Origin of the sequence: Rhizobium sp. SJZ105, assembly GCF_007828365.1 — a bacterium.
GTDB classification, from domain to species: Bacteria; Pseudomonadota; Alphaproteobacteria; order Rhizobiales; family Rhizobiaceae; genus Agrobacterium; species Agrobacterium tumefaciens.
This window is the reverse complement of the sequence record NZ_VIUP01000001.1, coordinates 1,067,789-1,082,147: the sequence shown is the minus strand read 5'-3', so window position 1 is coordinate 1,082,147 and position 14,359 is coordinate 1,067,789. Positions and strand designations below refer to the sequence as shown.

13 protein-coding genes are annotated in these 14,359 nt (G+C 59.6%); 7 read left to right on the top strand and 6 right to left on the bottom strand.

Annotation, left to right across the window (positions count from 1 at the left end; translation table 11 throughout):
- Positions 1-26: 26 nt before the first annotated feature.
- From cysN to FB593_RS05460, 3 genes are read right to left on the bottom strand one after another with little or no spacing between them, the layout of a single operon-like run.
- Positions 27-1,508, bottom strand: a complete 1,482-nt coding sequence (gene cysN / locus FB593_RS05470) for a sulfate adenylyltransferase subunit CysN (protein WP_003511861.1) — start codon at positions 1,506-1,508, stop codon at positions 27-29.
- On the bottom strand, positions 1,508-2,461 hold the full coding sequence (gene cysD, locus FB593_RS05465) for a sulfate adenylyltransferase subunit CysD (protein WP_003511863.1): 954 nt from the start codon (positions 2,459-2,461) through the stop codon (positions 1,508-1,510). The genes cysN and cysD overlap by 1 nt, the downstream gene beginning before the upstream one ends.
- Positions 2,462-2,488: 27 nt before the next feature.
- On the bottom strand, positions 2,489-3,271 hold the full coding sequence (locus tag FB593_RS05460; protein ID WP_186447888.1) for a phosphoadenylyl-sulfate reductase: 783 nt from the start codon (positions 3,269-3,271) through the stop codon (positions 2,489-2,491).
- A gap of 204 nt (positions 3,272-3,475) precedes the next feature.
- Here FB593_RS05460 and FB593_RS05455 point away from each other — a divergent pair, with 204 nt between their 5' ends.
- The 5 genes from FB593_RS05455 to FB593_RS05435 all read left to right on the top strand — a co-directional run bounded on the left by FB593_RS05455 (position 3,476) and on the right by FB593_RS05435 (position 8,160).
- Entirely contained in the window at positions 3,476-3,916 is a 441-nt protein-coding gene (locus tag FB593_RS05455) for an RrF2 family transcriptional regulator (RefSeq protein WP_025592702.1), read from the top strand.
- A 245-nt stretch (positions 3,917-4,161) separates the two neighbouring features.
- Complete coding sequence (locus tag FB593_RS05450; RefSeq protein ID WP_003511869.1) at positions 4,162-5,187, top strand: sulfate ABC transporter substrate-binding protein; 1,026 nt, start codon at positions 4,162-4,164, stop codon at positions 5,185-5,187.
- Between the two features lie 201 nt (positions 5,188-5,388).
- Positions 5,389-6,246 carry a sulfate ABC transporter permease subunit CysT gene (cysT, locus tag FB593_RS05445; protein ID WP_038490139.1) on the top strand — a complete coding sequence of 286 codons (858 nt, stop codon included), beginning with the start codon at positions 5,389-5,391 and terminating at the stop codon, positions 6,244-6,246.
- Positions 6,239-7,108, top strand: coding sequence for a sulfate ABC transporter permease subunit CysW (gene cysW / locus FB593_RS05440; protein WP_003511871.1), 870 nt, complete (start codon positions 6,239-6,241; stop codon positions 7,106-7,108). Before cysT ends, cysW begins: the two co-directional genes overlap by 8 nt.
- Positions 7,109-7,119: 11 nt before the next feature.
- A complete protein-coding gene (locus FB593_RS05435) occupies positions 7,120-8,160 on the top strand; it encodes a sulfate/molybdate ABC transporter ATP-binding protein (RefSeq protein WP_145166373.1) in 1,041 nt (346 codons plus the stop codon).
- A 390-nt stretch (positions 8,161-8,550) separates the two neighbouring features.
- Here FB593_RS05435 and FB593_RS05430 read toward each other — a convergent pair whose 3' ends face one another.
- The 3 genes from FB593_RS05430 to FB593_RS05420 all read right to left on the bottom strand — a co-directional run bounded on the left by FB593_RS05430 (position 8,551) and on the right by FB593_RS05420 (position 11,877).
- Positions 8,551-9,564: an NAD(P)H-quinone oxidoreductase gene (locus FB593_RS05430; protein WP_186447887.1), complete on the bottom strand. Its 1,014-nt coding sequence runs from the start codon at positions 9,562-9,564 to the stop codon at positions 8,551-8,553.
- Positions 9,565-9,652: 88 nt separating this feature from the next.
- Complete coding sequence (locus tag FB593_RS05425; protein ID WP_013635646.1) at positions 9,653-11,455, bottom strand: GGDEF domain-containing protein; 1,803 nt, start codon at positions 11,453-11,455, stop codon at positions 9,653-9,655.
- Positions 11,456-11,637: 182 nt separating this feature from the next.
- Positions 11,638-11,877 (bottom strand): type II toxin-antitoxin system ParD family antitoxin, encoded by a 240-nt coding sequence (locus FB593_RS05420; RefSeq protein WP_025592709.1) that lies wholly within the window; start codon positions 11,875-11,877, stop codon positions 11,638-11,640.
- A gap of 346 nt (positions 11,878-12,223) precedes the next feature.
- Here FB593_RS05420 and betI point away from each other — a divergent pair, with 346 nt between their 5' ends.
- Positions 12,224-12,844 carry a transcriptional regulator BetI gene (gene betI, locus FB593_RS05415; protein WP_003511878.1) on the top strand — a complete coding sequence of 207 codons (621 nt, stop codon included), beginning with the start codon at positions 12,224-12,226 and terminating at the stop codon, positions 12,842-12,844.
- Between the two features lie 11 nt (positions 12,845-12,855).
- A complete protein-coding gene (betB, locus tag FB593_RS05410) occupies positions 12,856-14,337 on the top strand; it encodes a betaine-aldehyde dehydrogenase (RefSeq protein WP_019564156.1) in 1,482 nt (493 codons plus the stop codon).
- Positions 14,338-14,359 lie beyond the last annotated feature (22 nt).

Genomic DNA, 14,359 nt, shown 5'->3' with positions numbered 1-14,359 from the left:
GCCTTTTTGTTGTGTGCGCGTGTCTTTCAGTCCAGATCGCTGATCAGCCGTGAGGCTGTCGCGCCATCCGTGCGGCGGATGTCGATCTCGTCGCGGTGCTTGGCCAGCAGTTCGCTTGCCAGAAGCTTCTCGGCCAGATGGGCGGGCAGGGAGAGAATGACGCGGTCACCCTGTTCTTCCGTCGCGCCAACGCTGCGTTTGCCGGCAATCATGCCACCCGCCACCGTGTTGTTGGTGTCGGGGTCGATCAGGATGAAGGAGCCGGTTGCCCGGTTCTGCTCATAGGCATCGAAGATCGCCGTCTCGTCGAAGGAGAGCCGCACCTTGCCGATGGCGTTCATCGGCAGCGATGTCTCGTGCGCCTGCCATTCGCCTTCTTTCAGGTTGAGCTGGCTGACCGGCTGCACGCTGACGCGCTGGCGGCGGCTGCCGCTTTTCAGCCAGTAACGTTTGCCGGCCTCGATGCCACCTGGCTGCAACGCCACGATCTGCGCGTCGAAGGCAAGCCCTGTCTGCGGTTGTGCCTCGATGGACACGATCATGTCGCCGCGCGAGACGTCCACCTGACGGTCGAGAACGAGCGTGACCGCGTCACCAGCAACGGCGGCGTTACGCACCAGATCGAAAGTGACGATCTGCTTGACATTCGCGACCATGCCCGACGGCAGCACGACAACGCTGTCGCCCGGCTTGACCGAGCCGCCGGCAACCGTGCCCTGATAACCGCGGAAACTTTCGCCGGGGCGCGACACGCGCTGTACGGGGAAGCGGAAACCACCCGATTGCGCCGAGCGCACCGTGGCAAGCTCCAGCGTTTCGACCAGTGTCGGGCCTTCATACCAGGGCATGGAGGCCTTGCCTGATAGCACGACGTTTTCGCCCTTCAGCGCCGACATTGGAATGGCTGTGATCTGCTTGATGCCGAGGTCGGAGGCGAAATCGCGGAATTCGTGGGCGATCAGTTCAAAACCTGCCTTGTCGTAATTCGTCAGGTCGATCTTGTTGATGGCCAGCACGAATTGCCGGATGCCCATCAGCGCCGCGATGGTGGCGTGTCGGCGTGTCTGTTCCAGAATGCCGGTGCGCGCATCGACCAAAAGCACGGCGAGATCGGCCGTGGAAGCGCCGGTCGCCATGTTACGGGTATATTGCTCATGGCCGGGCGTGTCGGCCACGATGAAGGCGCGCCGGTCGGTCGAGAAATAGCGATAAGCGACGTCGATGGTGATGCCCTGTTCGCGCTCTGCCTGCAACCCGTCGAGCAGCAGCGCGAAATCGGGCAGGCCGAGATCGTTCTGCTTGCCGCTATCGCGGTGCAGGGTGGCGGCCTGATCTTCCTTGACGGCCTTGGTGTCCCACAGTAGACGGCCGATCAGGGTCGATTTGCCATCATCGACGCTGCCGCAGGTAATGAGACGAAGCGGGCGCGTATCACGCGTCGCCTTCGAATGTTCGGCAAAGGGCAGAATGGTGGCCGTGGAGGCGGTGTTGGTAGCAGCGGCGGTCATCAGAAATAGCCCTCGCGCTTCTTCTTCTCCATCGAGCCGGACTGGTCTCGATCGATGGCGCGGCCCTGCCGCTCGGAAACAGTGGCGATTTCCAGCTCGGCGATGACCTCCTGAAGCGTCGCCGCCTCGGAGTGGATCGCGCCGGTCAGCGGGAAGCAGCCGAGCGTGCGGAAGCGGATCGAGCCGTGCTGGATCTCTTCGCCGGGCAGCAGCTCCAGCCGCTCGTCTTCGGCAAGGATCATCATGCCGTCACGCTCGATATAGGGGCGCTCGGCAGCGTAATAGAGCGGCACCAGCGGAATGTTTTCCGCCTCGATGTAACGCCAGATATCGACTTCGGTCCAGTTGGAGAGCGGGAAGGCGCGCACGCTTTCGCCCTTGCGGACCATGCCGTTATAGATGTTCCACAGCTCAGGGCGCTGGTTGCGTGGGTCCCATTTATGGTCCGGCGTGCGGAAGGAATAGATGCGCTCCTTGGCGCGGCTTGCTTCCTCGTCGCGGCGCGCACCGCCGAAGGCGGCATCGAACTGACCGGCGTCCAGCGCCTGGCGCAGCGCTTCCGTCTTCATGATGTCGGTGTAGAGCGCCGAACCGTGGGTGAAGGGCGTCACGTTTTCGCTCGCGCCGCGCGGGTTTGTGTAGGAGATGAGATCGAGGTCATATTCCTTGACGATCTTGTCGCGGAATTCGATCATTTCCTTGAATTTCCAGCCCGTATTGACGTGCAGCAGCGGGAAGGGCACGCGGCCTGGGAAGAATGCCTTGCGCGCCAAATGCAGCAGCACGGATGAATCCTTGCCGATGGAATAGAGCATCACGGGATTGTCGAATTCGGCGGCGACTTCGCGGAAGATATGAATGGCTTCGTTTTCAAGCGCCTTCAGATGCGGATCGAGCGGCGGCTTGGATGCGACAGTATTCTTGCTGTCCGTCTCGTGGACTGCGTTGGACATTTTAAACTCCGGAACTGGTCTGAATGATTATCGTTGTGGGATGGCGGAAATGGCGGACGTCTGGTCCGCACCGGCGACGTGAAGACCGCATTCGCGCTTCTCGTCGTTTTCCCACCACCATCGTCCGGCGCGCTCAGGCTCGCCGGGCTTGATAGCGCGTGTACACGGCTCGCAGCCGATGGAGGGGTAACCACGCGCATGCAACGGATTGACGGGAATGTTTTCAGAAGCGACATAGGCCTTGATCTGGTCGATGTCCCAGTCCGCCAAGGCATTGACCTTGATCATATTACGCTCAGCGTCGAATTCGGCGAAAGGTGTGGTCGCACGATTGCCCGACTGGCCGCGGCGGAGCCCGGTGATCCAGAAGGTGGCACCTTCCAGCGCCTTGCCGAGCGGAATCAGCTTTCTGACATGACAACAGGCGTGACGGGCCTCGATGCTTTCGTAAAAACCGTTGAGGCCGTATTTTTCGGCATAGGCGTCGATATCGTCCTGTTCGGGCCGGAAGCGACGGATGTCGATGCCGAAGCGTTCCTCGGTTTCCTCGATAAGATCGACGGTTTCCTTGAAGAGCCGGCCGGTTTCCAGCGTCACGACGTCGATCGGCAACCGGTGGGTGCCGATGGCCGCCGTGATCACCTGATCCTCGATGCCGAGGCTGGTGGTGAAGACCGCACGGCCGCCAAGACCGGCGATAAAGGAAAGTCGTCCCGCAAGATCGAGCCCGGCAAGCGTGGCGTCGAGGGAAGCGGTATCGGCAGAGGCATTTGCTGAATTGATCGTCATTGTCACGTCCGGGATTTCCATGGCCGATTATTGTTGAAATCGGGCCTCTGGAACAGAAATGACAGTCTTTGTGCGCTGCACTTCAGAGCAAAAATGCCTCACGCGCACGATCTATGAGCAAAAGATGCCCGTTCACCTTCTTTGCAGCTTGGATTTGAATTGTGACAACTTCTGCGCTAAGCCGGAATTGCCGGGTATCCGGGCTTGTGTTCTACTGGTTTCACGATGATTTCGCAGAAGGCAAAATATGCGCTGAGGGCGCTTCTTTCGCTGGCAAAGGCCGACGGCGGCTGTCCTGTGCAAATTTCCGATATTGCCCGCGAACAGGCCATTCCGAAAAAATTCCTTGAACAGATCCTTCTCGAAATGAAGAAGGAACGCATCGTCGAAAGCAGGCGCGGCAAGCAGGGCGGTTATTTGCTGGCGCGCCCGGCTGCCGATATCACCTTCGGCGAGGTGCTGCGCCTCATCGACGGGCCGCTCGCTCCCTTGCCCTGCCTGTCGCAGACCGCCTATCGCCGGTGCGAGGATTGCGATGGCGAAAAGCAGTGCGAAATACGCCACGTCTTCGCCCGCGTGGCCGATGCCACCCGCAATATCCTTTTCAACACCACCGTTGCGGATGCCGTTGCAGGCGTGGAAGTGCCCGAACTTTTGACGGCCTGACGAAAAAATCGTCTAAAACCCCTGAATATTTTTCGCCGTAACGCCAAAAAATCGTCAAAAATGTGAAACGGTTTTGCATTCAGCAAAGTTTTACACGACGCTTGTTGCGCCTTTCGCCTATGCTGCGCTGTATTTGTTGCCCGTGGAAACGCTCTCGGGAAACACTTTTTCGATCGTATTCGGCCTCATTGACCAACTCTACCGGTCCAGTAGAGTTAAGCCATCTTCATCAGGAGGGAATACCGATGTCCAAGCTTCTGTCCGGTTTGAGCGTTTTCGCTCTCGGTCTATCGCTGGCTCTGGGAGGTGTCGGCTCGGCTGCCGCGCAGACCAAGCTGCTTAACGTGTCCTATGATCCGACCCGCGAACTCTACAAGGATTTCAACGAAGCCTTCGCCAAGAAGTGGAAGGCCGATACCGGTGAGGATGTCACGATCCAGCAGTCGCATGGCGGCTCCGGCAAGCAGGCTCGCTCGGTCATCGACGGTCTGGAAGCCGATGTGGTGACGCTGGCGCTGCAGAGCGATATCGATGCCATCGTCCAGAATTCCGGCAAGATCAACAAGGACTGGCGCGGCCGCCTGCCGCATAATTCCTCGCCCTACACCTCCACCATCGTGTTCCTCGTCCGCAAGGGCAACCCGAAGGGGATCCATAACTGGGGCGATCTGGTAAAGGGCGACGTGCAGATCGTTACCCCGAACCCCAAGACATCAGGTGGCGCACGCTGGAATTACCTTGCCGCCTGGGCATGGGCGAATGAAGAGTTCAAGGGCGATCAGGACAAGATCAAGGCCTATGTCGGCGAACTCTACAAGCGCGCTCCGGTGCTCGATACCGGTGCCCGCGGCTCCACGGTCACATTTGCGCAGCGCCAGATCGGCGACGTGCTGCTGGCCTGGGAAAACGAAGCCTATCTGGCCGGTCAGGAATTCGGCGCGGATGCCTTCGACATCATTGTGCCGCCGATCTCGATCCTCGCCGAGCCGCCGGTCGCCGTGGTTGACGCGAACGTCGACGCCAAGGGCACCCGCAAGGCGGCGGAAGCCTATCTGCAATATCTCTATTCCGACGAAGGTCAGAACATTGCGGCGAAGCACTTCTATCGTCCTTCGAACCCCGCAGTTGTCTCCAAGGATCTGCTGAAGCAGCTGCCCGACATCAAGCTCGTCACCATCGACGATCCGCAGTTTGGCGGTTGGGCCAAGGCGCAGCCTGAACATTTCGGTGACGGCGGCATCTTCGACCAGATTTACAAGCCCGCCAAGTAAGCGGATGATGGGCTGAAGACAAATCCGCCCACCCCGCTTAAGGGAACTTGAAAAACGACAAATCGATCGACCGGACACCGTGCCGGTCGATCCTTTATAACAAGGCCGGGGAACACCGGCTCCCAGAAAGCATTTCCAGGAAAAGTGGACCCCGGTTTTCTGTCCGGAAATGTGCCAAACTAAAGATTATCCGGAGCGTTGATGAGCAATAATACATCCGGAAACAGGTGGAAGTGGCGTCAATCGAGCGTGATACCCGGCTTCGGCCTGACGTTCGGTTACACGGTCGTCTATCTGTTTCTCATCATTCTTATTCCGCTCGGCGGCCTCGTCTGGTCCACGGCGAAACTTGGTTTTGCAGATTTTATTGCGATCGCTGTCGATAGCCGTACACTGAATGCACTGCGCGTCAGTTTCGGCACCGCCTTCATCGCCGCACTGGTGAACGCTGTTTTTGGCGTCATCGTCGCATGGGTTCTCACGCGGTATCGTTTTCCCGGCCGGCGTTTCGTTGATGCCATCGTGGATCTGCCCTTTGCCCTGCCGACGGCGGTTGCCGGCATCGCGCTCACCACGCTTTATGCCAATCGCGGCTGGGTCGGCTCGCTGTTCGAACCCTTCGGCATCAAGATCGCGTTTACGCCGACCGGTATCGTCATCGCGCTGATCTTCATCGGCCTGCCATTCGTGGTCCGCACCGTGCAGCCGGTCATGGAAGAAATAGACCGGCAGGTGGAGGAGGTGGCGGCAACGCTCGGCGCCAACCGTTTCCAGACCATCAGCCGGGTGCTGCTGCCAAGCCTCACGCCCGCCATCCTGACGGGCTTCGCACTCGCCTTCGCGCGTGGTATCGGAGAGTACGGCTCGGTCATCTTCATCGCCGGCAATATTCCTTACGTCTCGGAAATCGCACCGCTCCTCATCGTCATCCGGCTGGAGGAGTTCAATTATGCGGGCGCGACGGCCATCGCCACCATCATGCTGATCATTTCCTTCGCCATGCTGTTCCTCATCAATCTCATCCAGGCCTGGAGCCGCAAGAGGTACGGTTATGTCTGATGCTTCCCGCACCTCGTCCCGACCGTTCCGCGATCCCGCCAGCGAGAGCCTGCCTGCCCGGCTGGTGCTGATTGCTATTGCCTTCCTGTTCCTTGCGGCTTTCCTCGTGCTGCCGCTGGTATCGGTGTTCTTCGAGGCATTTCGCAAAGGCGCCGATGCCTTCTGGGAAGCGATCGTCGAGCCGGATGCACTCTCCGCCATCCGTCTGACACTGCTTGTCGCCGCCATTTCGGTGCCGCTCAACCTTATCTTCGGTGTCGCCGCCGCCTGGGCGATCGCGAAATTCGAGTTCAAGGGCAAGGCATTCCTGATAACGCTGATCGACCTGCCGTTCTCGATCTCGCCGGTCATATCGGGTCTGGTCTATGTCATCCTGTTCTCTTCGCACAGCGTGCTCGGGCCATGGCTGAAGAGTTATGGCATCGAAATCCTCTTTGCTGTTCCGGGCATCGTGCTAGCCACCATCTTCGTCACCTTTCCCTTCGTCGCGCGTGAACTGATCCCGCTGATGCAGGAGCAGGGCAATGGCGATGAGGAGGCGGCGATCTCGCTTGGCGCAACCGGCTGGCAGACCTTCTGGTATGTCACGCTGCCGAATATCAAATGGGGACTGCTGTACGGGGTGCTGCTCTGCAACGCCCGCGCCATGGGCGAGTTCGGCGCCGTCTCTGTCGTATCAGGCCATATTCGCGGCGAGACCAACACCATGCCGCTGCATGTCGAGATACTCTATAATGAGTACAATATCGGTGCGGCCTTCGCGGTGGCGACGCTGCTGGCCGGTCTGGCGCTCGTGACGCTCGTTCTCAAAACCATTCTCGAAATACGCTTTGGCGCGGGCAACGCAGCCGGCAAGCATTGAAAGGCATATTCATGGAAGTGAAAGTTTCCGGCATCACCAAGCAGTTTGATCGCTTTCCGGCGCTGAACGACGTGTCGCTCGACATTCGTTCCGGCGAGCTGATCGCGCTGCTCGGTCCCTCCGGTTCCGGCAAGACGACGCTGCTGCGCCTCATCGCCGGCCTGGAGCAGCCGACCCAAGGCCGCATCTTCTTCGGCGATGAGGATGCCTCGCACCGCTCGGTGCAGGAGCGCAATGTCGGTTTTGTGTTTCAGCACTACGCCCTGTTCCGCCATATGACGGTTGCCGACAACATAGCCTTCGGCCTGAAGGTGCGCCCTTCCGCCTCCCGCCCGCCGAAAGCGGAAATCCGCAGGCGAGTTTCGGAGCTTCTGGACATGGTGCATCTGACCGGCCTCGAAAAGCGTTACCCCACCCAGCTTTCCGGCGGCCAGCGTCAGCGCGTGGCACTTGCCCGCGCAGTTGCCATCGAGCCGAAGGTGCTGCTGCTCGATGAACCCTTCGGCGCACTCGATGCCAAGGTGCGCAAGGAACTGCGTCGCTGGCTGCGCGAATTCCACGACCGCACGGGCCACACCACCGTCTTCGTTACCCACGATCAGGAAGAAGCACTGGAACTGGCCGACCGCGTCGTCGTCATGAGCCAGGGCAAGATCGAACAGGTCGGCACGGCGGATGACGTCTACGACACGCCCAATTCCCCGTTCGTCTTCTCCTTCATCGGCGAATCCTCCAGCCTGCCGGTGACGATCCGCGACGGCCAGGTGGTGTTTCAGGGCGAGAGCATCGGCGTCGCCGAAAGTGGCGCAGGTGAGGGCGAGCTGTTCTTCCGTCCGGAAGATGTGGTGCTGACCGACGAGAAAAACGCGCTTTACGGCAAGGTTACCACCTGTCGCCGCCTCGCCGGCACCCGCATCGCCGAAATCGACATCGCCAATAACGGCCATGACCCCTATCACCTCGAAATCGAGGTGCCCCTCAACGCCGCCGTGGCGGTAGGTGCCGAACTGCGGTTTCGCCCGACCCGGTGGAAGGTGTTTGGCAAGAGGTAGGGGAGATGCGGCTGCGATTGGCAGCTGGCGGTTCCCCGTCATACTGGCCTTGAGCCGGTATCCATTCAGCCCAAACACTTGGTCTGGCTGGATCTCTGTGACAAGCACAGAGATGAGGGAACCGGGTAAACGCGCCGATCACCCCACAAACGGAAAAGGGTCGCCAGAGGCGACCCTTCCATGAGCTTGGTCCTGTTTACAGACCCGGGACTGTTTCTCAACGTTCCGAAGGCAAGAGGTTTTTACGCCGAGGGCTGCCCCGTCGAAAACCCACCCTTTCCATTGCCTGCACCAGAGACCGAAATCTCATTAGACATTGGATCACCTCCTTCCGATACGTTGAACATAACTAGAAGGTAGTACGATTCGTCATTAATGCAAGAGGTCTGATCAGGACACTCGCATCACGATCTTGCCGATATGATTGCTGGTTTCCATCAGCCGGTGGGCCTCCACAACTTCGTCCAGCGTGAAGACCTTGTTGATGACAGGCGCAACCTTGCCGCTTTCGATGAGCGGCCAGACCTGTTCGATAAGCTCATCACGGATGGCGCGTTTCTCGTCAGCGGTACGTGGCCGCATGGTGGAGCCGGTGACGGTCAGGCGTTTGACCATGATTGGCCGCAGATCGACCTTTTCAGCCACGGCGCCGCCCAGAAAGGCGATGATGGACAGACAGCCATCCTTGGCGAGTGCGGCAATGTTCTTTTCGAAATAGGCCGCACCGATCATGTCGAGAACCACATCGACACCCTTGCCATCGGTTTCGGCCTTGATGACGGCGGTGAAATCCTCGTCGCGGTAATTGATGGCCCGTTTGGCACCAAGCTTGACGCAGGCCTCGCATTTTTCCGCAGAACCCGCCGTCGCATAGACATCAGCGCCGAAGGCTTTGGCGAGCTGGATGGCGGTTGTGCCGATACCGCTGGTGCCGCCGTGGATGAGCACGCTTTCGCCTTCGGTCAGGCCCGCCATCTGGAAGAGGTTGGCCCAGACGGTGAAGAAGGTTTCCGGCAGCGCGGCGGCCTTGACGGCGTCGTACCCCTTGGGGAAGGGCAGGGCCTGCCCGGCCGGTACGGTGCAATATTGCGCATAACCGCCGCCATTGGCGAGCGCGCAGACCTTGTCGCCAGGTTTGAATTCGCTGACGCCTTCGCCGAGCGCCACCACTTCTCCGGCAATTTCGAGGCCGAGGATCGGGCTTGCGTCCTTCGGTGGCGGATAGGTGCCCTGCCTCTGCGCGACATCGGGGCGGTTGACGCCGGCCGCCTCGACCCTCACCAGGATTTCGCCTCTGGCGGGGGTTGGCAAAGGTGCTTGCGAAAGCTGCATCACCTCCGGGCAACCATGGGAGGAAAGGTCGATGAAGCGCATTTTTTCGGGCAGGGTCACATTTTCGGGCATGGCCAGGGGCAATTCCTCATTTGTCGGCGTTACCTGAAGATTTAGGACAGATGTACCGCTTAGGGAAGGAGGCCCTTTGTCGCTGATGTCATTTTGTCTCCCCGAACACCCGGATGACGAGGCCGCCTTCGTTTTCTTTCGCGGCTGTCTTGATGCCGGCGATCTCGCTTCCGATGCGCTCGGGATTGGCGATGATCAAACCTTTTGGCAATGTGAGAACGCCGATGGAGCAACGCAGCAGGGCAAAATCCCGCTCATTGCCGCGACGGTCCAGCCCGACCATGCGACCGGCCTGACGGTCCTCTGGCGAGTAGAGTTCGGCCACTTCACCGTGAAAATCGCTGAGCAGCCGCTCGAGGATTTCCGTCAGTTCCTCCACCGCCCAGTCACGCACGCCGACGAAGAAGTCGTCGCCGCCGATATGGCCGAGAAAGCAGTCGCCGGCGAAAAAGTAGCGACGCATCAGTGCGGAAAACAGGGTGATGGCGTGGTCGCCGGCATTGAAGCCGTATTTATCGTTGAAGGGTTTGAAATTGTCGAAATCGCAATAGCAGAAGAAACGGGTCTCATCGCCATCGCCGCAGCTGTCGGCTATGAAGCCGCCGATGGCGCGGTTGCCCGGTAGCGCCGTCAGCGGGTTCTGGTCCTGCGCCATCTTGAGCTGTTTTTCATTGATGACCTTGATGAGCGATGCGGCTGAGACGATGCCGGCGTAACGCATGTTTTCGGTCAGGATGATGCAGGCGCTGCCGCCCATGCTGGCGAACATGTTCATCAGTTGATCGGCATCGGCGTCGAGACCCACGATCGGCGCAGGATCGACAAAGTGGGAAATGGTGCGCTCGTAGATCTTGTTCTTGAGGAGATCGCGCCCGAAAGGCCGGTAGATGTATTCCTTGAGGTGATATTCGTTGATGACGCCGCGCGGTTCGCCATTGGCGTTGAGCACCGGGAAAAAAGCCTGCTGCGGGTTTCTGCGGAACAATTCGAAGACGCTGTCGACGCTGTCATGCTCATAGACGGTGGGAAGACGCTCTATTTCGCGACGGATGAGGATTTCGTCCAGCGACTGGCTGTTGCGCCGCGCCACGCCCACGCGGTTGAGGTGCGGAAAGCTCTCGGGAAGCTCGCTGGTGAAAACCGTCGGCCTGGCGATCAGCCAGCCCTGCACCAGATCGACGCCATATTCGCGGCAGGTGAGAAATTCCGCTTCGGTTTCGATGCCTTCCGCAATGACCCGGACGCCGAGAACATGAGCGATGTTGACGATGTTGCGCACGAGATGCTGCTTGCGCGGAAGATGATCGACACCGCTGATGAAATGCCGGTCGATCTTCAGGTAATCAAGCGGATAGTCGCATAAAAGCTTCATCTCGCCGTGACCGGCGCCGAAATCGTCGATCGCCAGCTTGAAACCTTCCTTGCGCATGCGGGCGATCAGCGCCTTGAACTCCGGCACGCTGGTATTGTCGAAACGTTCGGAAAGTTCAAAGCAGATGGAGGAGGCCGGAATGCCCGCCCGCGCCAGATGGCCAACGAGCTTGTCAAGAATGGCGTCCCCGTGCGGGATAAGCCTTACATCGAGATTGAGGAACAGGGTGGTGGTGGAAAAATCCGCCAGGGTGGAGAATTTAGCGAGCGCCCGGCTTGCCAGCATCTGCTCGAAGGCCTTCAGCTCGCCATCCTCGGCAGCCTGGTCGAGAAGCGCGAGCGGATTGGAAAACCCAAGCCGGTCATGGCCGCGCATCAGTGATTCATATCCGAAAATCGTGCCCGTCGTCGCCTCGACGATCGGCTGAAACGCGGTTTCAAGCACAAGCTTCGCCATGGGAAACATGTGCCCGGAGGCAAACCGCCTTATGACATCGTTCTCCAGCGTTACGGCCGGCATTTCTGTTCTCCGCTATTGCCAGTTCCCGTTGGTGGCATGACAAGTCAAATGCACACACGGGAACTTGTCTCTTTTCAGCAGACAATCGCAGATTACAGGTCAACAAAAGCTTTCACGACTGTGAAGCTTTAATGAAGGTTTTGTCACGGGCCCCTCAATAGCCAGGGGTATCCGGCAGGCCCTCAGGCCCGGCGCACATGGCCGGTGTGAGCGGCGTAAAGTTCCGCAACATTCAGGCGTTCGCGATCCGCCTCGACAGGTGCTGCAGCCTCTGTATCTGCGCCGGTTGCGGCAGCAGAGGCCGCCCATAGTCTCAGCGCGGCCCTTACGACCTCGCTGCCGGATGCGTAGGCGCCGCTATTCACGGCCTCGCGCATTCTTGCTGCCTGTTCCGGGGAAATCGATACTGTCACCATTGGCATGATATCACTCCCTTGTTCAACCGTTGCGAAGGCATCTCCGGTCCGTGTCGGGACCTGATGGGGATCGCGGTCTTGCGGGCGTTTTTTCAGTTTTCGTCTGGCGCCGCTTCCAGCGAAATTTGTATCACTCTGCATATTAGCACGAAACGTGTTCCATTCCCAATTTGCAGTATATCACGGTTTAGTTTTTCCCCTGTGAGCGGCTCCTCAGCATGGGAGCGGCTAGTCTTATCCGGCCTTGCCCGGTTTTCTTTGATCCATGGCAAATCAGCGACATGAAATGGCGCGTTTTTTATTGATTGATTGATCAATCAAGAATATTTTGCCCGCCATCAAGGAGACCCTTATGCCCAAGATCGGAATGGAGCCTTTGCGCCGCAAGGCGCTTGTGGATGCGGCGTTACGCACCATAGGCCACCATGGTTCGCTGAATGTGACAATGTCGGATATTGCCCGGGAAGCGGGCGTATCGCCGGCGCTTGCGCATCATTATTTCGGCAGCAAGCAGCAGCTTCTTCTGGAAACCATCCGCAGCCTGCTGCGGGATCTGAGGCGCGATGCGGTGGCGGCGCTGACCCGCGCCAATGGCCCGCGCGAACGGCTGAGCGCCATCGTTCACGTCTCTTTCCAGAGCGACCAGTTCACGCCCGAGACGGTGGCGGCATGGCTTGCCTTTTATGTGGAGGCGCAGCGCTCGGAAGAAACCCGCCGCCTGCTGGTGCTCTATTCCCGTCGCCTGCGCTCGAACCTCATGGCAAGCCTAAACCGGCTATGCCCGCCCGATGACGCCGCGCGGATTGCGGAAGGTGCGGCAGCCCTTATCGACGGGCTGTATATCAGGCACAGCCTGCGTTCGGCCCCGCTTGGGCTCGCCTCCGCGCCGGCCCTTGTCGAAGACTATTTCGACTTGCAGCTCAAACCATATCCTGATGGACAGCGCCCGAAGCCGTCCGTCCGCATTCTCTAGGAGTATTCGACATGACTATCGCGACGTCTCTCAGGGCGCAGCCCAAAGCCTCGCATTTCATTGACGGCGACTATGTCGAAGACAATGCCGGCACGCTTTTCGAAAGCGTCTTTCCGGCCACCGGCGAAGTCATTGCAAGGCTGCATGCGGCAACGCCCGCGATTGTCGAGCGCGCCATTGCATCGGCCAAACGCGCCCAGAAGGAATGGGCGGCAATGAGCCCCATGGCGCGCGGGCGTATATTGAAACGCGCCGCCGATATCATGCGTGAACGCAACGAGGCGCTCTCCTTGCTCGAGACGCTGGATACCGGCAAGCCGATCCAGGAAACCATTGTCGCCGATCCGACCTCAGGTGCCGATGCCTTCGAATTTTTCGGCGGTATCGCGCCTTCCGCGCTGAACGGCAACTACATCCCGCTCGGCGGCGATTTCGCCTATACCAAGCGCGTGCCGCTCGGCGTCTGTGTCGGCATCGGCGCATGGAACTATCCACAGCAGATCGCCTGCTGGAAGGCGGCCCCGGCGCTCGTTGCCGGCAACGCCATGGTCTTCAAGCCATCGGAAAACACCCCGCTCGGCGCTTTGAAGATCGCCGAAATCCTGATCGAGGCAGGGCTGCCCAAGGGCCTGTTCAACGTCATTCAGGGTGATCGCGATACCGGCCCGCTTCTGGTCAACCACCCGGATGTCGCCAAGGTCTCGCTCACCGGCTCGGTGCCCACCGGTCGCAAGGTGGCCGCCGCCGCCGCCGGGCATCTCAAGCATGTGACGATGGAACTCGGTGGAAAATCGCCGCTGATCGTGTTTGACGATGCCGATATCGAAAGCGCTGTGGGCGGGGCGATGCTCGGCAATTTCTATTCTTCCGGTCAGGTCTGCTCCAACGGTACCCGCGTTTTCGTGCAGAAAAAGGCAAAGGACCGCTTCCTCGAAAACCTGAAGCGCCGCACTGAGGCGATGATCCTCGGCGACCCCCTGGATTACGCCACCCATCTCGGCCCGCTGGTCTCCAAAGCCCAGCAGGAAAAGGTGCTTGGCTATATCGAAAAGGGCAAGGCGGAGGGTGCGACGCTAGTAACCGGCGGCGGCATTCCCAACAATGTTGCAGGCGAGGGCGCCTATGTGCAGCCGACCGTGTTTGCCGATGTGACCGATGACATGACCATCGCGCGCGAGGAAATCTTCGGCCCGGTCATGTGCGTGCTGGATTTCGATGATGAGGATGAGGTTCTGGCCCGCGCCAACGCCACCGAATTCGGCCTTGCCGGCGGCGTCTTCACCGCCGATCTGGCCCGCGCTCATCGCGTGGTCGACCAGCTGGAGGCGGGCACGCTGTGGATCAATACCTACAATCTCTGCCCGGTGGAAATCCCATTCGGCGGCTCCAAGCAGTCTGGTTTCGGGCGCGAGAATTCGGCGGCGGCGCTGGAGCATTATAGCGAGCTGAAGACGGTTTATGTGAGCACGGGCAAGGTGGACGCGCCTTATTGAGATTTGGTGGGGGGACCCCACC